We start from the raw sequence: 23,652 nt of genomic DNA, 5'->3' as shown, positions 1-23,652 counted from the left end.
TTCTCGTTGTGAATAGTGCAAAAGGAAGCCGGCGCACGGCCGGCCTCCCTCACGTCATCAATTCAGGCCGCGGCGTTCCAGCAGCGGCTCGACGACCGGGTCGCGGCCGCGGAAGTCGCGGTACATCTCGACCGCATCCATCGTGCCGCCCCTGGACAGCACCTTCTGGCGGAACACGTCGCCGTTCTTGCGCAGCAGGCCGCCGTTTTCCTTGAACCACTCGCCGGCGTCGGCGTCCAGGCGCTCGGCCCACAGGTAGCTGTAGTAGCCGGCCGAGTAGCCGCCGCCCATGGCGTGCGAGAAGTAGGTGCTGCGGTAGCGCGGCGGCACCGGCGCGAAGTCCAGGCCGGCGTCTTTCAATGCCTGTTTCTCGAACGCGATCACGTCGCTCGGCATCTGCTTCGAACCCAGCTGGTGCCATTTCTGGTCCAGCACCGCGGCCGCCAGGTACTCGGTGGTGCGGTAGCCTTCGTTGAAGCGCTGGGCGGCGCGCAGCTTGTCCAGCAGTTCCTTCGGCATCGGCGCGCCGGTCTGGTAGTGCTTCGCGTAGTTGGCCAGCACTTCGGGCCAGGCCATCCACATCTCGTAGACCTGCGACGGCAGCTCGACGTAGTCGCGCGGCACGCTGGTGCCCGAGAAGCGCGGGTACTTCACCTTCGAGAACCAGCCGTGGGTGGCGTGGCCCAGCTCGTGGAAGGTGGTGCGCACTTCGTCCCAGGTGAGCAGGGTCGGTTCGCCGGCGGCCGGCTTGGTCAGGTTCAGGTTGTTGGTGATGACCGGCTTCTGGTTCAGCAGGAAGCTCTGCTCGACCAGGGAGCTCATCCAGGCGCCGCCGCGCTTGTTCGAACGCGCATACGGGTCGATCACGAAGATCGCCAGGTGCTCGCCGTTCTCCTCGAACACGTCGTACACGCGCACGTCCGGATCATAGGTCGGCAGGTCGTTGCGCTGCTTGAAGGTGATGCCCCACAGCCGGTTGGCGGCGAAGAAGGCGCCATTCTCCAGCACGTTGTTGAACTCGAAATAGGGCTTGAGCTGGTTGGCGTCGAACGCGTACTTGGCGGTGCGCACCTTGTCGCTGTAGTAGCTCCAGTCCTGGGGGCCTACCTGGAATCCACCTTTTTCGGCATCGATCACCTGCTGGATCTCGGCAGCCTCTTTCCTGGCGTTGCGCACGGCCGGCGCGGTCAGGTCGCCCAGCAGCTTGTTGACGGCGGCCGTGTTCTTGGCGGTCTGGTCTTCCAGCGAATAGGCCGCGTAGTTGTCGTAGCCCAGCAGTTCGGCGCGCTCGGCGCGCAGCTTGGCCAGCTGCAGCACGACGTTGCGGTTGTCGAATTCGCCGCCGCGGGCGCCGCGGATCATCGAGGTGTTCAGGAGCTTCTCGCGGGTGCCGCGATTGCTCAGCTGCGCCATCGCCGGCTGCTGGGTGGTGTTAACGACCGGGATCACGAACTTGCCGTCCAGGCCGCGCTTCTTCGCTTCCACGGCGGCCGCTTCGATCGCCTTTTCCGGCAGGCCGGCCAGCTCTTCACGGGTGTCGAGCACGAAGGCCGAGGCATTCACTTCCCGCAGCACGTTCTGGCTGAACTGGGTCTGCAGCGCCGCCAGTTGGGCGTTGTAGCCTTTCAGCTTGGCCTTGTCGGCATCCGGCAGGCTCGCGCCGGAACGCACGAAGTCCTTGTAGTAGCGCTCGAGCAGGAACTTCGATTCGGCGTCCAGTCCCAGCGAATCGCGCTTGTCGTGCAGGGTCTTGATGCGCGCGAACAGCTTCGGATTCAGGCGGATCGCATCGCCGTGGGCGGCGAATTTCGGCGCCAGGTCCTTCTGCAGCGCCTGCAGGGTGTCGTTGGTGTACGAACCGGTCAGGGTATAGAACACCGCGCGCACGCGCGTCAGGAGTTCGCCCGTACGCTCCATCGCCACGATCGTGTTCTCGAAGGTCGGCGCGGCCTTGTTGTCCGCGATCTTGGCGACCTCGAGCGCTTCCAGGCGCATGCCTTCGGCGAAGGCCGGCGCGAAGTGCTCGTTCTTGATCTTGTCGAAGGCCGGGTAGCCGTATTGCAGGGTGCTCGGCTTGGCGAACGGGTTCGAGGCCTCCAGGGCCGCCGCGGCGGGTTGGGCGAAGGAGAAAGTGGCCATGGCGACGCTGGCTGCGATCAGCAGCAGTTGTGGACGGTGCATAGGGTCTCTTGTGCGTTGTGGGAAGGAAGTACTGCAAATGGCGCGCCGCCCTCACCCGCTGCTCGTGACAGCGAATGAGCGCGGCGCGATATCAATTGCCGGAAGGCCTGGACTCAACCAGGCCACGGCGCTCGAGCAGCGGCTCGATCACCGGCGCACGGCCGCGGAAGTCATGGAACAGGTCCATGGCTTCGCGCGTGCCGCCGCGCGACAGCAGGGTCTTGCGGAAGTGGTCGCCGTTCTTGCGCGACAGGCCGCCGTTTTCGTTGAACCACTGGACGGTGTCGGCGTCCAGGCGCTCGCTCCACAGGTAGGCGTAGTAGCCGGCCGAATAGCCGCCGCCCATCGAGTGCGAGAAATACGTCGTGCGGTAGCGCGGCGGCACCGGCGGATAGGCCACGCCGGCGTCCTGCAGCGCCTTCGCTTCGAACGCCAGCACGTCGGTCGGCACCTGGCCCGGGGTCAGCTGGTGCCAGCGCTGGTCGAGCAGCGCCGCGGCCAGGTATTCGGTGGTGCGGTAGCCCTGGGCGAACTTCTTCGAGGCGACCACCTTGTCCAGCAGCGCCTTCGGCATCGGCGCGCCGGTCTGGTGGTGCCGGGCGTAGTTGGCCAGCACCTCGGGATAGGTGACCCACATCTCGTTGACCTGCGACGGATACTCGACGAAGTCGCGCGGCACGTTGGTGCCCGAGAACTTCGGATAGGTCACGCTCGAGAACATGCCGTGCAGCGCGTGGCCGAACTCGTGGAAGGCGGTGACCACTTCGTCGTAGGTCAGCAGGGTCGGCTCGCCGGCGGGCGGCTTGGGGATGTTCAGGTGGTTGCCGACCACCGGCTTGTGTTTCAACAGGTGCGACTGCGAGACATATTCGTTCATCCAGGCGCCGCCCTGCTTGTTGCCGCGTGCATAGGGGTCGAAGATGAAGATCGCCAGCGGCTGGCCGTCGACGTCGAAGACGTCGTACACGGTCACGTCCGGGTTGTACACCGGCAGGTCTTTGCGCTGCTTGAAGGTGATGCCGAATTCGCGGGTCGCGGCGAAGAACACGCCGTCGACCAGCACGCGGTTCAGCTCGAAATACGGACGCAGCTGGCTTTCGTCGAAGTTGAAGGTCGCGGCGCGCACCTTGTCCTGGTACATCGGCCAGTCCCAGGCCGCGACCTGGAACTTTCCGCCTTCCTTGTCAATGACCTTCTGGATCTCGGCCGCCTCCTTCCTGGCGTTGTTGACGGCAGGCAGCGCCAGGTCGCCCAGCAGCTTGTTGACGGCGGCCGGATTGCGCGCGGTTTCCAGTTCCTGCGAATAGGCCGCGAAGTTCGGGTAACCCAGCAGCACGGCGCGCTCGGCGCGCAGCTTGGCCAGGCGCAGCACGAGCTGGCGGGTATCGAACTGACCGCCCTTGGCGCCGCGTTCGAGCGAGGCCTTCATCAGGCGCTCGCGCGTCGCGCGGTTGGTCAGCACCGAGAGCGCCGGCTGGCTCGAGGTGTTGACGATCGGGATCGCGAACTTGCCCTTGTGGCCGCGTTTCGCGGCTTCCGCCGCCGCGGTGTCGATCTCGGCGTCGCTCATGCCCGCCAGTTCGGCGCGGGTATCCACGACCAGGGCGGCGGCGTTGGCGCCCTTGAGCACGCGCTGCTGGAAGTCCGACTGCAGCGAGGCGATCTCGCCATTGAATTTCTTCAGCCTGGCCTGGTCGGCCCGGGACAGGTTGGCGCCGGCGCGCACGAATTCCTTGTAGTAGCGCTCGAGCAGGAAGGTCGATTCGGCGTCCAGGCCCAACGCATCGCGCTTGTCGTGCAGCGCTTTCACGCGCGCGAACAGTGTCGGGTTCAGGTGGATGGCGTCGGAATGGGCCGCCAGCTTGGGCGACATCTCGCGGTCGACCGCGTCCAGTGTGTCGTTGGTATTGGCGCCCTGCAGGTTCGAGAAGGTCGCGACCACGCGCGCGAGCAACTGCCCGGAGCGCTCCAGCGCCACGATGGTGTTCTCGAACGTGGGCGCGGCCTTGTCGTTCGCGATCGCCTCGACTTCACGCAGTTCCTCGCGCATGCCGGCATGGAAGGCGGGCAGGAAGTGCGCGTCCTTGATCTTGTCGAAGGCCGGGTAGTTCAGCGGCAGACTGCTGGGCTGGGCGAAGGGATTGGCGGCGTCGAGCACGGGGACGCTTGGCGCGGCAATGGCCGCTGCATGCGCCAACGCCACGCTGGCTGCGACGATGAGCAGTTGTGGACGGGTCATGAGGTCTTTCGCGAACACTAGGGAAGGCGCCGTCGGGCCAACCCAACAGCAGTGCGCTGAAGATCATAGCAGGCTTGCATGCCCACCGTCACAATTAAAAAGTAGCGCAATGTATCAGGCGGCGCGCCTGTATTGACGGGCGTGATGACACGTATGCATGGCCGGGCCGGCCATGCGGCATCGCGTCAGTAATGCGGGGGACGTTCGTTGAGGGGCGCCTGGCCGGCGTCGCGCAGGGTCCGCACGTGGTCGGCCAGCTTGGCCACCATCGCCTCGAGCCCGTCGATGCGGCGTTCCTGGCGGTAGATGGTCTTGTTCAGTTCGTCCAGCAGGTCTTCCTGCTGGGCGAGCTTGATTTCGAGACTGATGAAACGGTCTTCCTGGGTCATGGCGGCGGCATCCTGCGCAAAACCGGCATTATGCCAGCCGGGCTCAATCCTGCGGGCCAGCATCGAGCCATCAGCCTCGCCATGGTACGAACGCCAGGCCCGTGGCCAAGGCACGCGCCCGGCTTTACCGACGGCTTATTCAGGAACCGGTCGTGGCGTTGCCAGCAATGCTTTCAGGCTCGCCAATCGTTCCTTCGGGCTCAGGATTTCGCTGTCCATCGGCGCCGCCTCGCCGACGTCCAGCGCCATTTCCTTGATGAAGCGCGAGGGGTCGCAGTTGACCAGTTCGCCCGCGCGTTTCCTGCGCTTGCACCAGCTCACGTGCAAGGTGCGTTGGGCACGCGTGATGCCCACATACATCAGGCGCCGCTCTTCCTGGATGCGCGCCGCGATCGACTCGACCGACGCGTCCGGATCGCCCTTGTGCGGCAGGATGCCCTCTTCCACCCCGACCAGGAAGACGTGCGGATATTCCAGCCCCTTGGAGGCGTGCAGGGTAGACATGCGCACGGCATCCTGTTCCTCGTCCTGGCCTTCGAGCATCGACATCAGGGCCACCATCTGCGTCAATTCCAGCAGGTTCTTTTCTTCGCCATCGCGGTCGCGTCCGCCACGGCCGCGGTCCTTCAGCCAGTTGGTGAACTCGAGCACGTTCTGCCACTTGCCCTGGGCTGCGCGATCGTCGAAGTTTTCGTACAGGTAGTGCTCGTAGTTCATCTCCTTCATCATGTCGTCGAGCACTTCGGCCGCATGGTCGCCGCTGCCCGATGGTCCCGGCCGGGTGGCGCGGTCTTCCAGCTCGGCGATGAAGTGGCAGAAGTCGCGCAGCGGTCCCAGCTGGCGCTCGGCCAGCTTCGCCTCGATGCCGCCCTTGCGCGCCGCCTCGAACAGCGAGCAGTTCCACTGCTTGGAAAATTCGCCCAGCACTTCCAGCGTGGCCATGCCGACGCCGCGCTTGGGGGTCGTCACGGCGCGGATGAAGGCCGGGTCGTCGTCCTGGTTGGCGATCAGGCGCAGGTAGGCGATGATGTCCTTGATCTCGGCCTTGTCGAAAAAGCTCTGGCCGCCGGACATCGTGTATGGAATGCGCTCCTTGCGCAGCGCCTGTTCGATCACGCGCGCCTGGTGATTGCCGCGGTACAGGATCGCATAGTCCGCCCATTTGTTCTTGCGCTGGAAGTGGTCGGCCGAGATCATGATCGCGACCTGGTCGGCTTCCTGGTCGTCGTTCTGCATGCCCAGCACCTTGATCGGTTCGCCCAGCCCGTGCTCGGACCACAGCGACTTCTCGAACAGCTTCGGATTGTTGCCGATGACGGCGTTGGCCGCCTGCAGGATGCGGGTGGTGGAGCGGTAGTTCTGCTCGAGCTTGATCACCTTCAGGTCGGGGAAATCGTCGCCCAGCGTCTTGAGGTTTTCGACCGAGGCGCCGCGCCAGGCATAGATTGCCTGGTCGTCGTCGCCGACTGCCGTGAACATCGGCTTCTTGCCCAGGCCCGTCACCAGCAGCTTGACCAGCTCGTACTGGCAGGTGTTGGTGTCCTGGTATTCGTCCATCAACAGATAGCGCAGTCGCCGCTGCCAGCGGTCGCGGATCGGCTCGTTATTGCGAAACAGTTCCACCGGCAGGCGAATCAGGTCGTCGAAGTCCACCGCCTGGTAGGCCTGCAGGGTGGCCACGTAGCTGCGGTAGACCCGCCCGGCCAGCGCTTCGTCCTCGTCGCGCGCCGCCTTGATCGCGTCTTCCGGGTCGACCAGGCCGTTCTTCCATAGCGAGATGGCATTCTGGATGGCGCGGATTTCCTGCTTGTCGGTGGTCAGGGCCAGGCTGGAGACGATCGTGTAGCAGTCGTCGCTGTCCATGATCGAGAACTTGTCCTTCAGGCCCACCCCGGCCGCTTCCTGGCGCAGGATCTTGACGCCCAGCGAGTGGAAGGTGGACACGGTCAATTGCTTGGCCTGCTTGGGCTGCTTGAGCAGCTTGCCAATACGCTCTTGCATCTCGAGCGCCGCCTTGTTGGTGAAGGTCAGGGCGGCGATGGTGCGCGGATCGTAGCCGCAATGCTCGATCATGTAGGCGATCTTTTGCGTGATCACGCGGGTCTTGCCCGAGCCGGCGCCGGCCAGCACCAGGCAAGGGCCGTCGAGATATAGCGCGGCTTCGCTCTGCGGCCCGTTGAGGCCGAATCTTGGTGCGTTGGACATTGGGAATTATTTCTGGAGGGACAGGCAGCGATTGTAACAATCTGGCGGCCCCCGCGCCGACAAACAGGCTGCCGGACTTCGCTGCGCGGCGCGATTGCAACAGCACGGCGCTTGACTTTACCGCGCGGGCGGGAGCGGGCGTGGCGGCGCGCAATCGGTTACCATGCGTCCTTTGCGGCGCGCTGCGCCGAAGCCTTTTACTACCGGACATTTGCCCATGAAATTCGAACATCTCATCGAAATCAACGATCCGATGAACCCGCTGCTCGACACCCTCACCCGCGAGCAGCTGTGGCGCGGCCTGGTGCTGCGCGCCGAACAGCCGACGATGTTCATTCCCCACCTGGACGAATGCACGATCCTGGAGCGCGAAGCCGGCCTGCTCAAGCGCCGCCTTACCTTCGGCGAGCTGGTGATCGATGACGTGGTGCACATGAGTCCACTGCAGGAAGTGCGCTACGAAGTGCCGGCCCAGGGCGAGATCGCCGCCTCGAGCCTGCGCATGATCATCGAGGCGCCGACCAATGCCATGCTGCTGGTGCGCTTCTGCTACGACGACGGCCAGGGCGAGCATACCGATCCGGCCAACGCGATGTATGACGATTTCAAGAAGTCGGCCTACCAGGAAGCCGACATCGACACGGTGCGCATCCTGCGCCAGCTGGCCGGCCAGGGCAAGCTGGACCCCACCCTGCTGAACTGAGACGCCCCTTTCGGAGCGAGGCGCCCCTGGCGCCAAGCGTCACCGGGTAGAGGGCGGAATCCCCCGCCCGGCGTCAGGTTCCGGGCTCGGTATCGGCCGCATCGGTCCGGCTCTCGCCTGTCGACAGATTGGCGGCCAGGTCGCGCAGCGCGGTGCGCACGCCCTCCTCGATCACCGGGTGGTAGAACGGCATGTCGAGCATCTGGTCGACCGTCAGGCGCATCTGGCATGCCCATGACAGCAGATGGGCCAGGTGTTCGGCGCGCGGCGCGATCATCTCGGCGCCCAGGAACAGCCGGGTGCCATACTCGGCGTACACCCGCAACATCCCCTTGTTCTGCAACATGACCCGGCTGCGGCCCTGGTTGGCGAAGGACACGCCGCCGACCGCGAACTTGCGCTGGCCGCCGGCGCACAAGGCCCGGTAGGTCTGGCCCAGGGTGGCGATATTCGGCTCGGTGAAGGCGACCGCGATCGGCGCGCGGCGCAGGCCGGGACGCACGTCCGGGAAGCGGCCCGCGTTGTCGCCGGCGATCTTGCCGTGGTCGGCCGCGTCGTGCAGCAGCGGGCGTTCGTCGTTGGCGTCGCCCGCGATGAAGACGTTGCTGGTGCCGCACTGCATGGTGCGCGCATCGAACACGGGGATGCCGTCCGGCCCGCGCTCCAGGCCGCTGTGCTCCAGCCCCAGGTCGTGCACGTTCGGCGTGCGGCCGGCCGCCATCAGCACGTACTGGAAGCGCTCGGTGCTTTCCTTGCCCAGCGCATCGCGCACCGTCAGCGCCACCTCGTCACCCTCCTGCACCGCCCCGACCACCTCGGTCTGGAAGGCGATGTCGAGTTCTTCCATCAAGACCCGCCCCGCGCAGCGCAGCACTTCGGGATCGGTGATGTTGGCGATGCTGCCGCCGCGCGCGTAAAAGCGCACGCGCACGCCGAGCCGGGCCAGGGCCTGGCCCAGCTCGAGGCCGATCACGCCGGTGCCGATCACGGCCACCGAGCGCGGCAGGTCGTCCCAATAGAACACGTCGTCGCTGGTGACGACGCCGGGACCGACGTTCTGCAGTTGCGGCAGGCGCAGCGGCGTGGAACCGGTGGCGATCACGATGCGGCCGGCGTGGATCTCGGTGTGGTCGTCGACCATCAGCGTGCAGGGGCCGGTAAAGCGCGCGCGGCCCTGCAGGCGGTCCTGCGCCGGCATCGCCTCCACGCCTTCGAGCACGAAGCCGACGAAGCGGTCGCGTTCACGCTTGACCCGTTCCATCACGGCGCGGCCGTCGATGCGCTTTTCGCCGGCATGCACGCCGAATGGCGCGCAGGTGTCGATCACGTGGGACGCCTCGGCCGCCGCGATCAGGAGCTTGCTCGGCATGCAGCCCACCCGGGCGCAGGTGGTGCCGTACTGGCCGCTCTCGATCGCCACCGTCCGGGCGCCTTGCGCCCTGGCCGCGCGGTAGGCGGTCATGCCGGCGGTGCCGGTGCCGATGACGGCGACGTCCACGTTCAGTTGTTTCATTGCTGGTCTCCACTGCTGCGCTGATGTCAGGCGAACGATACGCTATTTTTCCGCCGCCGGTGGCGAAACTCCCCTGCCGCCAGCCCCCGGTATCCGAGGCAGTATCCATATGGCATGTCGAGCAACTTTACATACCTCATGGCATTGGATTCAAATTCTATCAATTTCTTGTTAGAAATCAGACGATTGCAGCAAGCGATCTCCCCCGGCACGCTTGTTGCTCTCTGAAAAATACCAAAACCAGGGGGATCGTCATGAAACTTGCTACCTTCAACAAGCTGCTTGTCAGCTTGTCGTTACTCGCCTCGTCGTCGCTGTTCGCGGCGCCGATCACGTTCGACGTCGGCGGCATCCAGAGCCATGGACCGCGCGGCGACGCCGACAATACGGTGGCCCTGCTCGACGTCGGCGCCAATTCGCTCGTCACCAGCGTGGCCTACGATTTCACCCTCACTGCCTACACGCCGAGCTGGCTGTCGGACATGGTCATCAGCTTCGAAAATTCCAAGCAGACCGAGGGCGTGTTCTTCACGCCGGGCATCGTGGAGTGGTTCCCGGGCACCCGGAGCTACGCGGGATTCGCCGACCTGGTCGAGCTGGGCCTGGCGTTCGAGGTCGGCGTCGACGGCATCCTGCGCCTGGAATTCTTCGAAGACTGGGACGATCTGCCGGGCGTGGACGGCCAGTGGGACTTCGGCACCATCACCTTCAACGTGGAACCCGTGGCCGGCGACGTGCCCGAACCGGCCAGCGGCCTGCTGCTCGGCGCCGGCCTGGCGCTGATGGGCTGTGCCAAGCGCCGCCGCGGCGCCGCCGCCAGGGCCGCCGCCTGATCTAGATGTCGAGCGGGTCGACTTCGAGCGACCATTTCACGCGCGACTTCATCGCCCGCAGCTCCAGGGTCCAGACCCGCAGGAAGGCCTGCAGCGCGGGCCGCGAGCTGGACTCGACCAGCAGCTGGGCGCGGTCCACGTTGTGGACCCGGGTCATCGTCATCGGGATCGGGTCGTTGATCAGGATGGCGTCGCTCGGCAGGCAGTCGCGCGCCGCTTCCAGGAATGCGATCGCGACCGGCAGCTCCTTCGCCTCGGCGCGCAGCAAGGCCTGGTACATGAACGGCGGCAGCCCCGCTTCCTTGCGCTCTTCGAGCAGCTGGCCGGCGAACCGTTCGTAATCGTGGCGCATCACGGCGCCGTACAGCGGATGCTGCGCATACCGGGTCTGCACCAGCACCTCGGACGGCGCGCCGGCGCGGCCGGCCCGCCCCGCCACCTGCATCAGCTGGGCGAACAGGCGCTCGCTGGCGCGGTAATCCTGCGAGAACAGGGCGGTGTCGGGGTTCAGGATCCCGACCAGGGTCAGCCTCTTGAAGTCATGGCCCTTGGCGACCATCTGCGTGCCGATCAGGATGTCCACCTCGCCCCGGTGCACGCTGTCGAAGGCGGCTTGCGCGCTGCCCTTCAGGCGCGTGGAGTCGGCGTCGATGCGCAGGATGCGCGCCTGCGGGAACATGGCTTGCAACCCTTCTTCGACCCGCTGGGTGCCGCGTCCCAGCGGCTGCAGGTCCACGTTGCCGCAGGTCGGGCAGGAATGCGGAATGCGCAATTCGAGGCTGCAGTGGTGGCAGCGCAGCCGGTGCTCGGGCTTGTGCAGCACCATGAAGGCGGTGCAGCGGGTGCAGTTGCTGATCCAGCCGCAGGCGTCGCAACAGATCACCGGGGCATAGCCGCGCCGGTTCAGGAACAGGAGCGACTGCTCGCCACGCTCCAGCCGCGCGCGCAGGGCGGCCAGCACCTCGCTCGTGAGCCCGTCGCGCGGGCGGTCGCGTTCCATGTCCACCAGCCTGACTTTCGGCAGCACGGCGTCGCGCACGGCGCGCTCGCGCAGGTCCAGCCGCCGATAGCGTCCCGAGCGCGCGTGATGCCAGGATTCGAGCGACGGCGTGGCCGAGCCGAGCACGATCGGGATCCCCAGCTGATGCGCGCGCCACACGGCCAGGTCGCGCGCCGAATAGCGCAAGCCTTCCTGCTGCTTGTACGAGGGGTCGTGCTCTTCGTCGATCACGATCAGTTGCAGGTTCGGCAGCGAGGCCAGGATCGCCAGCCGGGTGCCGAGCACGATACGCGCCTGGCCTTTGTGCGCGGCCAGCCAGTGCAGCATGCGCTCGCCCTCGGACAGGCTGCTGTGCAGGGTGGCCAGCATCATGCGCGGGAAGCGGGCCCGGATATTCCCTTCCAACTGGGGCGTCAGGTTGATTTCCGGGACCATGATCAGGATCTGCGCCTGCGGGTCGCGCGCCAGCACCTGCGCGCAGGCCTGCAGGTAGACCTCGGTCTTGCCGCTGCCGGTCACGCCCCACAACAGAGCCGGCGTGAAGCCGTCGGCGCCGCCGATCGCGGCGGCCGCCTCTTGCTGGGCCGGGTTGAGCACCGGCATGCCGACCGCCGTCGCATCTTGCGCATGTTCTTCCTGGTCGAGCTTGGCCAGTTTTTTCAGGGCGCGGTCCAGCGCCACCGTCGTGGGCACCCGCAGGTTCTTGGGCAGGCCCGGCAGCGCCACCTCGCCCAGCGGACGCTGGTAGTAGTCGGCGGCAAAGCGCGCCAGCGCGATCCAGCGCTCCGGCAGCGGAGACAACTGGCTGCGCACGGCCAGCGCATCTTTCAGTTTCTCGGGCGCAATACTGGTCTCGAACTTGACCGCGACGATCAGGGCCATGACCTCGCGGCGCGCGAACGGCACCAGCGCCAGCTGCCCGGGCAGCGGTTCTTCGCCCGGCCGGCAGGGCCAGCGGTAGTCGAAACTGCTGTTCAGCGGTGTATCGAGCACTACCTCCAGGATGCAATGCGCGAGGATGCAATGCGCGACGGTGCTATCGGTGCTGGTTGACAATCTGGGCCCTGTGCAAATCTGTGGAAAACTTTGTGAATAGCGTGGGACTTGACCCCATCAAAGGTTTACGTTAGATCAAGTCATCATCGATAATTCTCAAATTCAAGACAATTTTTTTCTTATGAATCAATGACTTGCATATTCGTCCTCAGACCTGTTAACAAGCTCGGGCGCTTTTCCCGCATTGTGCATAACTGGTGTATCCAGCATGGAAAACTCGCTGCGTTGCATCACAAAGCTAAGGCAATACTTGAAGAAGCGCGCTAAGTCCCGGTAAACCAAGCACTTTTCGTCATTGCCAGAACGTCTGTTGATAACTTTGTGAACAAGAGCCCAATTTGGCTCGATTCTACTGGACAACCTTGTGGCACAGGACACACTCAGCGCTGAATCTCATTAAAAAACGCTTATAAATCATCGACTTATACTGATTCAGACGATGCTGAGATGTCCACAGGAATTTTTACCCGCTTTTAGGAAGTTGTGAACAAGTGAGGGATCGCGTGGCGGCCTTGTCGGCAAGGCCGCCAGCCGGCGGGGATAATCAGGCGGCGCGTTGCTTGCGGCTGAAGTCATGGACGGCATCGACCATGGCGCTGACGGATTCCGGCGGCGTGAATTGCGAGATGCCGTGGCCCAGGTTGAACACATGGCCATGGCCGCTCGACGGCGCACCATAGGCGGTGAGCGAGCGCTCGACTTCGGCGCGGATCTGGTCCGGTCCGGCGAACAGGATGGCCGGATCGAGATTGCCCTGCAACGCCACGCGGTCGCCCACCAGCTTGCGCGCGCGGCCCAGGTTCATGGTCCAGTCCAGGCCCAGCGCATCGGCGCCGATGTCGGCCATCTCGTCCAGCCAGATGCCGCCGCCTTTGGTGAAGACGATGGCCGGGATGCGCACGCCATCGTGTTCACGCTTCAATCCGGCCAGGATCGTCCGCATGTAGCGCAGCGAGAATTCCTGGTAGGCGCCGTCGGCCAGCGCCCCGCCCCAGGAATCGAAGATCATCACGGCCTGGGCGCCGGCGTCGATCTGGGCGTTCAGGTACTGGGTCACGGCCTGCGCATTGATCTCCAGGATGCGGTGCATCAGGTCGGGACGGCTGTACAGCATCTTCTTGACCGTGTGGAATTCGCGCGAGCCACCCCCTTCGACCATGTAGCAGGCCAGCGTCCACGGGCTGCCCGAAAAACCGATCAGCGGCACGCGGCCGTTCAGCGCGGTGCGGATCGAGGTCACGGCCTTGAACACGTAGGCGAGCGAGGCCATGTCGGGCACGCTCAAGGCGTTGACGTCGGATTCCAGGCGCAGCGGACGCTCGAACTTCGGGCCTTCGCCGTCGGCGAAATACAGGCCCAGGCCCATCGCGTCCGGCACCGTCAGGATGTCCGAGAACAGGATCGACGCATCCAGCGGATAGCGGTCGATCGGCTGCAGCGTGACTTCGGTGGCGTAGTCGGGATTCTTCGCCAGCCCCAGGAACGAGCCGGCGCGCGCGCGGGTGGCGCGGTATTCCGGCAGGTAGCGGCCCGCCTGGCGCATCAGCCACACCGGGGTGTAGTCGGTCGGCTGGCGCAACAGCGCACGCAGGAAGGTGTCGTTCTGGAGCGGGGCAAATTGTGGCATGGCTGACAATGGCGTTGATAAGGAAACGGCTATTATCGCATTCTTGGGCAAACACTATAATGCGGGTCCGACCAAGGAAAGAGTCCCGATCATGACGATTGCCACCAGCAAACAACCAATGCCGTGCGGCGCCTGGCCTTCCCCGATCAGCGCCGCGGTGGTCGCGGCCGGCGCGGTGCCGCTGTCCCAGCCGATGCTCGACGGTCCGCGCCTGGGCTGGCTCGAGGGCCGCGCCAGCGAGGGCGGACGCACGACGCTCATGGTGCACGACGGCGGCGGCACGCGCGAACTGACGCCGGCGCCCTTCAACGTGCGCAGCCGCGTCCATGAATACGGCGGCGGCGCCTGCCTGCTGGCCGGCGGCGTGGCCTGGTTCTCGCACCATGCGGACGACCGCCTGTACCGGGTGGCAGCCGATGGTGGGCCGAACTGCACGCCGGTCGCCGTGACGCGCGAAGGCACGGGCCACCGCTACGCCGACTTCGTGCTCGACGCCGCCCGCCAGCGCGTGATCGCCGTGCGCGAGGACCATTCGGCCGGCGCCGCCCACCCCGTCAATACGCTGGCCGCGGTCGGCTTCGACGGCGTCGAGACCGTGCTGGTGGACGGCAACGACTTCTATGCGGCGCCGCGCCTGTCGCCCGATGGCCGCCAGCTGGCCTGGCTGTGCTGGGACCACCCGCGCATGCCGTGGGAAGGCACGGAACTGTGGCTGGCCGACGTGGCCGCGGATGGAACGCTGGTGAACGGCCGCCTGATCGCGGGCGGCCCCGACGAATCGATCTGCCAGCCCGAGTGGTCGCCCGGCGGCCTGCTGCATTTCGTGTCGGACCGCAGCGGCTGGTGGAACCTGTACCGCTACGACCACGGCGTGACCCATGCGCTGTGCCCGGTCGAGGCCGAATTCGCCGGCCCGCACTGGAGCTTCGGCAGTGCGCTGTATGGCTTTCGTTCCGAGGACGAGATCGTGTGCGCTTACGTCGAGAAAGGCGTCAGCTACCTGGCGCGCCTGTCCAACGGCAACCTGGCGCCGCTGGAGTCGCCGTATGAAGAGATCCGCGAGCTGCGCGTGCAGGGCGACGTCGTGGCCCTGCTGGGCGGCGCGCCGACCATCGCGCCGGAGCTGGCGCGGATCGACCTGGAGACCGGCGTCAGCGAAGTGCTGGCGCATTCGATCCCGCAACTGCCGGCGACCGGCTACCTGTCGGTGCCGCTGGCGATCGACTATCCGAGCGAGAACGGGCGCACCGCCCACGCTTTCTACTACGCACCGGCCAATGCCGACCATGTGCCCGCGGCGGGCGAACTGCCGCCGCTGATCGTGATCGGCCACGGCGGCCCGACCGGCATGGCGACCAGCACCCTGAAGCTGTCGACCCAATACTGGACCAGCCGCGGCTTTGCCGTGCTGGACGTGAACTATGGCGGCAGCACCGGCTTCGGGCGCGCCTACCGCAACCTGCTCAAGCATCAATGGGGCGTGGTGGACGTCGAGGACTGCGTGGCCGGCGCGCGCCACCTGGCGGCGCAAGGCGTCGTCGACCCCGAGCGCCTGCTTATCCGCGGCAGCAGCGCCGGCGGCCTGACGGTGTTATCGAGCCTCAGCTTCCACGATGTCTTCAAGGCTGGCGCCAGTTACTACGGGGTATCCGACCTGGCCGGACTGGACGCCGATTCGCACAAATTCGAGTCGCACTACAACCAGTACCTGATCGCGCCGCCGGACACCGCCGCGGCGGTGTACCGCGCGCGTTCGCCGATCCACCACACGGATAAACTGCGCCGGCCGATGATCTTCTTCCAGGGCCTGGACGACAAGGTGGTGCCGCCGCAGCAGTCCGAGAGCGTGGTCGAGGCGCTGCGCGCGCGCAAGCTGCCGGTGGCCTACCTGACGCTCGAGGGCGAAGGCCATGGCTTCCGCAAGGCCGACAGCGTGGTGCGCACGCTGGAAGCCGAATTGTATTTTTACCTGCGCGTGTTCGGCATCCCGGTGCCGGACGGCCTGCCGGCGATCGAGATCGAGAACCTGGGCGCATGACCGACAGCGAAGTGCGCGCGCGCCTGGGCGCCAGCAGCGCCGAGGAACACGCGATCCTGGCGCTGTTCGCCATCGCCGGCGAGCCGATGGGCCGCCAGCGCATCATCGAGTACATGCGCGCGCTGTCCGCGCCGCTGCCGCAGGCGCAGTGGGCGGACGAACTGGCGCGCCTGCGCGAGGCGGGCCTGCTGGCCGACGCCAACGAGCGCGGCATGGCGCTCGCGCCCGGCGCGGCCTGGCCGGTGCTCGACTTCGCGCTCGACAGCGGCCTGTTCGGCGTGGTGGCCACCGCCTATGGCCAGGTGTCGACGGTGCGGCGCGACTGGCAGGGCAACCTGATGCTGCGCAGCTACCGCCAGGGCCTGGCCCTGCTGCGCATCGCCCTGCTCGGCGGCGAGGACCACGAGGTCGTCACGCCGCTGCTCGACGCCTGCCTGCGTTGTCACGAGGCGAGCTACCTGCATCCGCTGGTCGACGCCTGCGCGCGCCCGTTCGCGCCAGGCATGATGGAGCGCATCCATCCGCGCCTGCGCGAAGGCATCCTGCACGTCCTGGTCATGCATGCGCGCAGCGAACCCCAGCTTGCGCCGGCGGTGCGCGACTACGCCGAGCGGCTGGTGGAGCGCAGCAGCCCGGAAAGTCCGTTGCGCCGCTCGCTTGGCGAGCACTACATCCTGTGCGGGCGCCTGGACGACGCGCTGGCGCTGGTGAACGAGACCGGCGACTCGCCCGGCCTGTTCCTGCGCAGCGTGGTGCAGGTGCTGCGCGATGATCTGGACAGTGGCCTGGCCGGGATCGACGCCTCGCTCAAGCAGTTGCGCCGCGAAACCGGCAAGCGCAAGGCTGTATTCGACGGCCACTGCGCGCACATCGCCGTGGCCGCCCTGCTGCGCAGCAGCGATCCGGCCTACCGCAAACTGGCCGACGCCTGGCTCGAGATCGAGACGCGCGCGGTGCAGCGGCCCGATAACGCGGTGTGGTTCCAGCTCGGCATGCTGCACGAGATCCAGCGCGGCACCGTCGACGCCGCGCTGTTCGGCACGCGCAGCTGGGAAATGTCGCTGGAACCGACCGTGTTCCGCGCCCTGATCCATCACTGGCTGGCCCTGCCGGCGCTGAACAGCCAGCGCGCGCGGCTGGAAGACATGCTGCTGCAGTCCGAGGCGGCCGGGTTCGACCTGTGGTCGGCCCAGCTGGCCGGCGTGCTGGCGCAGATGGGCCAGGCCGGCCACCTGGCGCATGAACAACGTGCGAGCGAACTGCGGCGCCGGCACCGCCTGCCCGACATGACCGGCTGGTTCGCGCGCGAGGAACCGTGGGAACGCCAGCTCAATGCCCTGATCAACCTGCAGCCGGCGGCGAACGTGGAGAACGTGCGCGAATCCCGGCTGGTCTGGCTGGTCCGCTACGACCCGCACCTTGGCGTGCAGGAACTGGAGCCGCGCGAGCAGAAGCGCGACGCGCAGGGCGGCTGGAGCCGCGGCCGCGCCATCGGTCTCAAGCGCCTGGCCGAGGAAGGCGCCGGGCTCGACTTCCTTACCGCGCAAGACCTGCAGGCCGTGAACGCGATCGCCGGCCGCCGCCACTACGCCGGCAGCGGCATCCGTTTCGAGCTCGAGGTGCACAAGGCGCTGGCAGCCCTGGTCGGCCATCCGCTGCTGTTCTGGATGGATTCGCCCGGCACCCGGGTCGAGCTGCTGCCGGGCGAGCCGGAACTGCTGGTCAAGAAGCACGGCGAGACGGTAGCGATCATGCTGAACCCGCCGGTCGGGGACAGCGACGGCGACGTGGTGGTCACACGCGAGACGCCGACCCGCCTGCGCCTGGTGCAGGTCAGGGACGAGCACCGGCGCATCGCCGCCATCGTCGGCGAAGGCTTGACGGTGCCATTGGCGGCCGAGCGCCGCGTGCTGCGCGCGATCGGCGCGGTGTCGTCGATCGTCACCGTGCAGTCGGACATCGGCGCCAGCAGCAGCGACATCGAGACCGTGCCGGCCGACCCGCGCCTGCACGTGCTGCTGCGTCCCTACCAGCAGGGCATGCGCATGCAGCTGCTGGTGCGTCCCCTGCCGGGCGGCGCCTATTACGGCCCCGGCGAAGGCGCGGCCAATGTGATCGCCGACGTCGAAGGCATCCGCACCGAAGCCCGGCGCGACTTGAACGCCGAGCGCGAAGCCGAGCGCCAGCTGGTCGCCCAATGCCAGGCGCTCGAACTCGCGGAACCGGACCACGGCGAATGGCTGCTCGGCCAGCCCCTGCTGGCACTGGAACTGGTCGACCAGCTGCGCGCGCTGGATGGCGAGGCCATCGTGGTCGCCTGGCCCGAGGGCGAAAAATTCAGGGTGACGAAGAAAGCCACGACGAAATCGGTGCGGGTGCAGATCCGGCGCGAGCGCGACTGGTTCGCGGCCAGCGGCGACGTCGTGATCGACGAAGGCCGCGTGATGAACCTGCGCACCCTGCTGGAAAAGATCCAGGAGAGCGGCAGCCGCTTCGTGGCCCTGGGCGAGAACGAATACCTGGCCCTGTCCGACGAGCTGCACCGGCGCCTGACGGAATTGAAAGCCTATGGCGAGCTGCACGGCGACGGCATCCGCACCCCTGCGCTGGCCAGCTTCGCGCTGGACGAGCTGGCGCGGGACGCCGGCAGCGTCGACGCTGACAAGGCCTGGCAAGCCCACTTGAAACGCATGGCCGAGAATGCCGCCTTCGCGCCCGCACTGCCGTCCACCTTGCAGGCCGAGCTGCGCGATTATCAGATCGAAGGCTTCCAGTGGCTGGCGCGCCTGGCCCACTGGGGCGTCGGCGCCTGCCTGGCCGACGACATGGGTCTCGGCAAGACCTTGCAGGCGCTGGCGCTGCTGCTCACGCGCGCCAAGGACGGCCCGGCGCTGGTGGTGGCGCCGACCACGGTGTGCCTGAACTGGATCGACGAGGCCGCGCGCTTCGCGCCGACCCTGAACCTGAAGCTGTTCGGTCCCGGCGAACGCGCCGCCACGGTCGACGACGCGGGGCCGTTCGACGTGGTCGTGGTCAGCTATGGCCTGCTGCAGCTGGAGGCGGCGCGCTTCAAGGGCCGGCGCTGGCACAGCATCGTGCTCGATGAGGCCCAGGCGATCAAGAACATGCATACCAAGCGCTCGCAGGCGGTGATGGCGCTGCAGGGGGACTTTCGCATGGCGGCCACCGGCACGCCGCTGGAAAACCACCTGGGCGAGCTGTGGAACCTGTTCCGCTTCATCAATCCTGGCCTGCTGGGCAGCGCCGACCAGTTCCAGCTGCGTTTCGCCGGCCCGATCGAGAAGGCACAGGATAAACGGCTCGAGGCCGGCGCCCGCGCGCGCCTGCGGCGCCTGACCGCCCCCTTCATCCTGCGCCGCACCAAGGCGCAGGTGCTGTCCGAGCTGCCGCCGCGCACCGAGATCGTGGTGCCGGTGGAACTGAGCGTTGAAGAGAACGCGCTCTATGAATCGCTGCGGCGCCAGGCCCTGGACAAGCTGGCCGCGCTCGAGGCGCCCGAGGGGCAGAAGGCGATCGAGATCCTGGCCGAGATGATGCGGCTGCGCCGCGCCTGCTGCAATCCCGAGCTCGTGGCGCCCGGCGCCGGCATCGCCAGCAGCAAGCTGGCGACGTTTGCGCGCCTGACGACCGACCTGCTCGAGAACCGGCACAAGGTGCTGGTGTTCAGCCAGTTCGTCGACCACCTGAGCCTGATCCGCCAGTACCTCGACTTTCATGGCATCGCCTACCAGTACCTGGACGGTTCGACCCCGATCCAGGAGCGCAAGCGCCGCGTGGACGCCTTCCAGGCCGGCGAAGGGGACCTGTTCCTCATCAGCCTGAAGGCGGGCGGCGTCGGCATCAACCTGACCGCGGCCGACTACGTGATCCACATGGACCCATGGTGGAACCCGGCGGTCGAGGACCAGGCATCGGACCGCGCGCACCGCATGGGGCAGCAGCGGCCGGTGACCATCTATCGCCTGGTCGCGCGCGGCACGATCGAGGAAGCCATCGTCGACCTGCACCGCCACAAGCGCGATCTGGCCGACAGCCTGCTGGAAGGGACCGAAATGGCGGCGCGCATGTCGCCGGGGGACATGCTGGAGATGCTCAAGGCGGGACTCGGAAGCTGATTTTGCATTTCAGTCAACGTTCGTGTTCTGCGTGTCGGAATGTTTCAACTGCCCGCAAATAACGCGATTAGTGCTAATCTGCACGCCTTCGCGCCTCCCGCGAGCCAAGACACCTCCTTTGTTACAGGGCCTGAATACGATGATGAAAACGAAAATCGCGCTGGCAGCCTTGCTGGCGTGTTTCGCGCTGACGCCGGCCGTCGCCGCCACTTCCAAACCGGCCAAGGGCAAGGCCAAATCCTCGAAGGTCGTCAAGAAGAAGACTTCCAGCACGGGCAAGAAGGCCCTGGTGGGCGCGGCGGCCGTCGGCGCCGGCGCCGCGGCGGCGGGTACGGTCGGCGCCAGCGCCGCCGAAATGCGCCTCGACCGCCGCATGTCGACCCTGAGCATGCAATACCTGACCGCCCTGTGGCGCATGGATCCCGAAGGCGGCATCTACGTCGGCAAGTTCGACCACGCCGCCAACCTCACCATCCCGAACGCCGACACGCGGGCGAAACAGCTTGCCTTCGCCAACGAGTGGCTGGAAAAATTCGGCAAGCTCGATCCCAAACAGCTGTCGCCGCGCTACCGCACCGACCTGGCCCTCCTGGTCAACAAGCTCGAGAAGGACCGCTGGCGCCTTTCCACCTGGCGCGAACACGAGTGGAATCCGTCGCAATACAACGTCGCCGCGCCGCTCGACCTGATCCTGAACACCGACTACGCGGCCAAGCCGCAGCGCCTGCGCACCATCCTCAAGCGCCTGGCCGACGTGCCGGCCTATTACGCGGCGGCGCAGGCTTCGATTACCAATCCGACGCGCGAGCACACCCAGCTTGCGATCGGCCAGGCGCCGGGCACACTGGCGGTGCTGGCCGACCTGGGCAAGGCGGCCGCGGAATCGATCCTGACCGCGCAGGAAAAAACGATCTTCGCCCAGCGCGTCGCCAACGCCGGCAGCGCGGTGCTGGGCTATGTCGACTTTTTGAACGGGGTCGAGAAGCGCCAGGCGGCCAGCGGCCAGGCGCGTCCTTTCCGCGCCGGCAAGGCGCTGTACGAGCAGAAGTTCGCGCTCGACATCCAGTCGTCCGCCAGCGCCGAGGAAACCTTCCGCAAGGCCCTGGTCACGCGCGAGGAACTGCTGTCGAACATGGACCGCATCTCGGATGAGCTGTGGCCGCGCTACATGGCGGGCGTGGCCAAGCCGCAAGACCGCTTCCAGAAGATCGGCATGATGATCGACAAGTTATCAAGCCGTCACGTCGCGCGCGAGAACTTCTTCGCCGAGATCCGGCGCCAGATCCCGCTGCTGCAGGACTGGGTGATCAAGCACGACCTGTTGACGCTGGACCCGAGCAAGCCGCTCGAGGTGCGCGAAACGCCGATGTACCAGCGCGGCGTGGCCGGCGCCAGCATCGACGCGCCGGGCCCTTACCGCTCCAAGGACAAGACGTATTACAACGTCACGCCGATGGACAACCTGACGCCGGAACAGGCCGAGAGCAGCCTGCGCGAGTACAACGAGTGGATCCTGCAGATCCTGAACATCCACGAGGCGATCCCCGGCCACTATGCGCAGCTGGTGCACGCCAACCGCTCGCCTTCCTTGATCAAGTCGCTGTTCGGCAATGGCGCCATGGTCGAAGGCTGGGCCGTGTATGGTGAGCGCATGATGCTCGAATCGGGCTACGGCGACAATGCGCCCGAGATGTGGCTGATGTACTCGAAATGGAACCTGCGCAGCGTGACCAACACCATCCTCGACTACAGCGTGCACGTGAACGGCATGGGACGCGAGGCGGCGATCGACCTGCTCACCCGCCAGGCCTTCCAGACGCGCCAGGAAGCCGACGAAAAATGGCGCCGCGTGACCCTGACCTCGGTGCAGCTGACCAGCTACTTCAGCGGCTACCACCAGATCATGGAACTGCGCGAGCGCCGCAAGCAGCAGCTGGGCGAGCGCTTCCAGCTGAAGGAATTCCACGACCAGTTCCTCAGCTATGGCAATGCGCCGGTCAAGATGATCTCGGAGTTGATGCAGTAACCCTCTCCGCATGGTCCATCGTGGCCGTGCAAAAACGCACAAGCGGCGTGCTCGCGCGCCCGCTTGTGCACCCTTTCTCCCGAACTATGATGAATGTGGCAGGTCGCCCGGCCGGCCCACGACAACCATATTCGGAGACACCGCATGCACCCCTTTCACCGACAGGCGGCGCGAGCCGCGATCTGCCTGGTGCTGTGCGCGCCGATCGGCGCCCTGGCACAGACCCCGGTCCAGGCCGGCCCCGGCGCCTGGAGCGCCAACCAGGTCTGGGCCAACGACACCACCCATGGCGGCGCCCTGAGCGGCTACTACTACTGGCCGGCCACGCCCCCCATCCTGGACAACAAGCGCGCCCTGGTGCTGGTGCTGCACGGCTGCGCGCAGACCGCGGGCGGCGACGTGATCAACGGCAGCGGCGACGCCGGCTACAACTGGAAGGCGGTGGCCGACCAGTATGGCGCGGTGATCCTGGCGCCGAACGCCACCGGCAACGTCTACGGCACCCACTGCTGGGACTGGGCCGCCACCAACCACAGCCGTTCGTATGGCCACACCGCGGTGCTGCTCGACCTGATCAACCGCTTCCTGTCCAACCCGCAGTACGCGATCGATCCGAAACAGGTGTACGTGGCCGGCCTGTCCTCGGGCGGCGCCAAGGCCATGGTGCTGGGCTGCACCGCGCCCGAGATCTTCGCCGGCCTGGGCCTTTCCGCCGCCCCGCCGCCGGGCGTCACCACCAGCCAGATAGCGCTGGTACCTTCCGGCTATACGGCGACCACCGCGGCCAATGCCTGCCGCGCGATGGCGGGCACGGCGAGCGACCATTTCACGACCCAGGTCACGGGCGTGATCTGGGGCACGAGCGACTACACGGTGGCGCAAGCCTATGGGCCACTGGACGCCGCCGCCATGCGCCAGGTGTATGGCGGCGCCTGGACGCAGGGCGCGGCGGTGACCGTGCCGGGCAGCGGCAGCAATGTGGAATACACCGACGCGAACGGCAAGGTGCGCACCTCGCAGATCACGGTGACCGGCCTGGGCCACGCCTGGCCGGCCGGCACGGGAGGCCAGAACGCCAATTTCGTGAATGCGACCCGCGTGAACTACCCGGCCTTCATCATGGATTTCTGGTTCAACAAGAACCTCCGGGTGAGCCAGGCGCCGGCGCCCGTCATGACCGCGTGCAGCGCCAGCGTATCGGGGTCGACGGTCACGGTGAACGGGGCGGCCAGCTTCGCGCAGGGTTCCATTACCGGCTACCGCGTGGTGCTGAGCGGACCGTCGCCGGTCGACGATGCTGCGGCCGGCAGCGGCGCCGCCTTCAGCAAGGCGTATGCGAACCGCGCGGACGGCAGTTATGGCGGCAGCGTGCGCGCCATCGGCAGCAATGGGCAAACCTCCAGCGCCTGCGCCCTCCCCGCGTTCCAGGTGGGTACGGGCACGCCGCCGCCGGTGTTTACCTGCACCACCAGCACGGCCAGCAACTACGCCCACGTGCAGGCCGGCCGCGCGCACGCGAGCGGCGGCTATGCGCTGGCCAACGGCTCGAACCAGAACATGGGGCTGTACAACACCTTCTACACCAGCACGCTGGCGCAGACGGCGCAGGGGTACTACATCGTGGGGAATTGTCCTTAGAACCGCAGGTTCCTGGCGCCGGGCGGCTGCCCGGCGCTATTCATGCTATGCGCGCTATAGGCGCTAAG

General features: G+C 66.6%; 13 protein-coding genes. 6 read left to right on the top strand and 7 right to left on the bottom strand.

From position 1 onward, the window contains the following. Positions 1-57: 57 nt before the first annotated feature. The 4 genes from ACZ9AQ_RS02955 to ACZ9AQ_RS02940 form a co-directional block, all read right to left on the bottom strand. Positions 58-2,181, bottom strand: coding sequence for a M3 family metallopeptidase (locus ACZ9AQ_RS02955; protein WP_429200821.1), 2,124 nt, complete (start codon positions 2,179-2,181; stop codon positions 58-60). A 91-nt stretch (positions 2,182-2,272) separates the two neighbouring features. After that, on the bottom strand, positions 2,273-4,420 hold the full coding sequence (locus ACZ9AQ_RS02950) for a M3 family metallopeptidase (RefSeq protein WP_429200823.1): 2,148 nt from the start codon (positions 4,418-4,420) through the stop codon (positions 2,273-2,275). Positions 4,421-4,605: 185 nt separating this feature from the next. Continuing rightward, on the bottom strand, positions 4,606-4,809 hold the full coding sequence (locus ACZ9AQ_RS02945) for a SlyX family protein (RefSeq protein ID WP_123068043.1): 204 nt from the start codon (positions 4,807-4,809) through the stop codon (positions 4,606-4,608). A gap of 135 nt (positions 4,810-4,944) precedes the next feature. After that, entirely contained in the window at positions 4,945-7,014 is a 2,070-nt protein-coding gene (locus ACZ9AQ_RS02940) for a UvrD-helicase domain-containing protein (protein WP_429200825.1), read from the bottom strand. A gap of 217 nt (positions 7,015-7,231) precedes the next feature. Here ACZ9AQ_RS02940 and ACZ9AQ_RS02935 point away from each other — a divergent pair, with 217 nt between their 5' ends. After that, the gene (locus ACZ9AQ_RS02935) at positions 7,232-7,717 is read left to right on the top strand and encodes an SRPBCC family protein (protein WP_429200827.1); all 486 of its coding nucleotides are present in this window, start codon (positions 7,232-7,234) and stop codon (positions 7,715-7,717) included. Positions 7,718-7,790: 73 nt separating this feature from the next. On the opposite strand, the gene ACZ9AQ_RS02930 is transcribed toward ACZ9AQ_RS02935, so the two are convergent. Further along, positions 7,791-9,230 (bottom strand): dihydrolipoyl dehydrogenase, encoded by a 1,440-nt coding sequence (locus ACZ9AQ_RS02930; protein WP_429200829.1) that lies wholly within the window; start codon positions 9,228-9,230, stop codon positions 7,791-7,793. Between the two features lie 254 nt (positions 9,231-9,484). Between ACZ9AQ_RS02930 and ACZ9AQ_RS02925 the strand changes: the two genes are divergently transcribed. Continuing rightward, positions 9,485-10,063, top strand: a complete 579-nt coding sequence (locus ACZ9AQ_RS02925; protein ID WP_429200831.1) for a PEP-CTERM sorting domain-containing protein — start codon at positions 9,485-9,487, stop codon at positions 10,061-10,063. A 1-nt stretch (position 10,064) separates the two neighbouring features. On the opposite strand, the gene ACZ9AQ_RS02920 is transcribed toward ACZ9AQ_RS02925, so the two are convergent. Further along, complete coding sequence (locus tag ACZ9AQ_RS02920) at positions 10,065-12,119, bottom strand: primosomal protein N' (RefSeq protein ID WP_429200833.1); 2,055 nt, start codon at positions 12,117-12,119, stop codon at positions 10,065-10,067. A gap of 544 nt (positions 12,120-12,663) precedes the next feature. After that, a complete protein-coding gene (gene hemE, locus ACZ9AQ_RS02915) occupies positions 12,664-13,746 on the bottom strand; it encodes a uroporphyrinogen decarboxylase (RefSeq protein ID WP_429200834.1) in 1,083 nt (360 codons plus the stop codon). Between the two features lie 91 nt (positions 13,747-13,837). Here hemE and ACZ9AQ_RS02910 point away from each other — a divergent pair, with 91 nt between their 5' ends. From ACZ9AQ_RS02910 to ACZ9AQ_RS02895, 4 genes are all read left to right on the top strand, one after another. Beyond that, on the top strand, positions 13,838-15,784 hold the full coding sequence (locus ACZ9AQ_RS02910; RefSeq protein WP_429200836.1) for a S9 family peptidase: 1,947 nt from the start codon (positions 13,838-13,840) through the stop codon (positions 15,782-15,784). After that, positions 15,781-19,920 carry an SNF2-related protein gene (locus tag ACZ9AQ_RS02905; protein WP_429200838.1) on the top strand — a complete coding sequence of 1,380 codons (4,140 nt, stop codon included), beginning with the start codon at positions 15,781-15,783 and terminating at the stop codon, positions 19,918-19,920. Before ACZ9AQ_RS02910 ends, ACZ9AQ_RS02905 begins: the two co-directional genes overlap by 4 nt. A 139-nt stretch (positions 19,921-20,059) precedes the next feature. After that, positions 20,060-21,946 carry a DUF885 domain-containing protein gene (locus ACZ9AQ_RS02900; RefSeq protein WP_429200840.1) on the top strand — a complete coding sequence of 629 codons (1,887 nt, stop codon included), beginning with the start codon at positions 20,060-20,062 and terminating at the stop codon, positions 21,944-21,946. Positions 21,947-22,075: 129 nt separating this feature from the next. Beyond that, positions 22,076-23,584, top strand: a complete 1,509-nt coding sequence (locus ACZ9AQ_RS02895) for an extracellular catalytic domain type 1 short-chain-length polyhydroxyalkanoate depolymerase (protein ID WP_429201777.1) — start codon at positions 22,076-22,078, stop codon at positions 23,582-23,584. The last annotated feature ends 68 nt before the right edge of the window (positions 23,585-23,652 follow it).

It is taken from the genome of Massilia sp. UYP34, assembly GCF_056279385.1.
The sequence above is the reverse complement of the archived record's forward strand: the minus strand, read 5'-3'. Positions and strand labels throughout refer to the sequence as shown.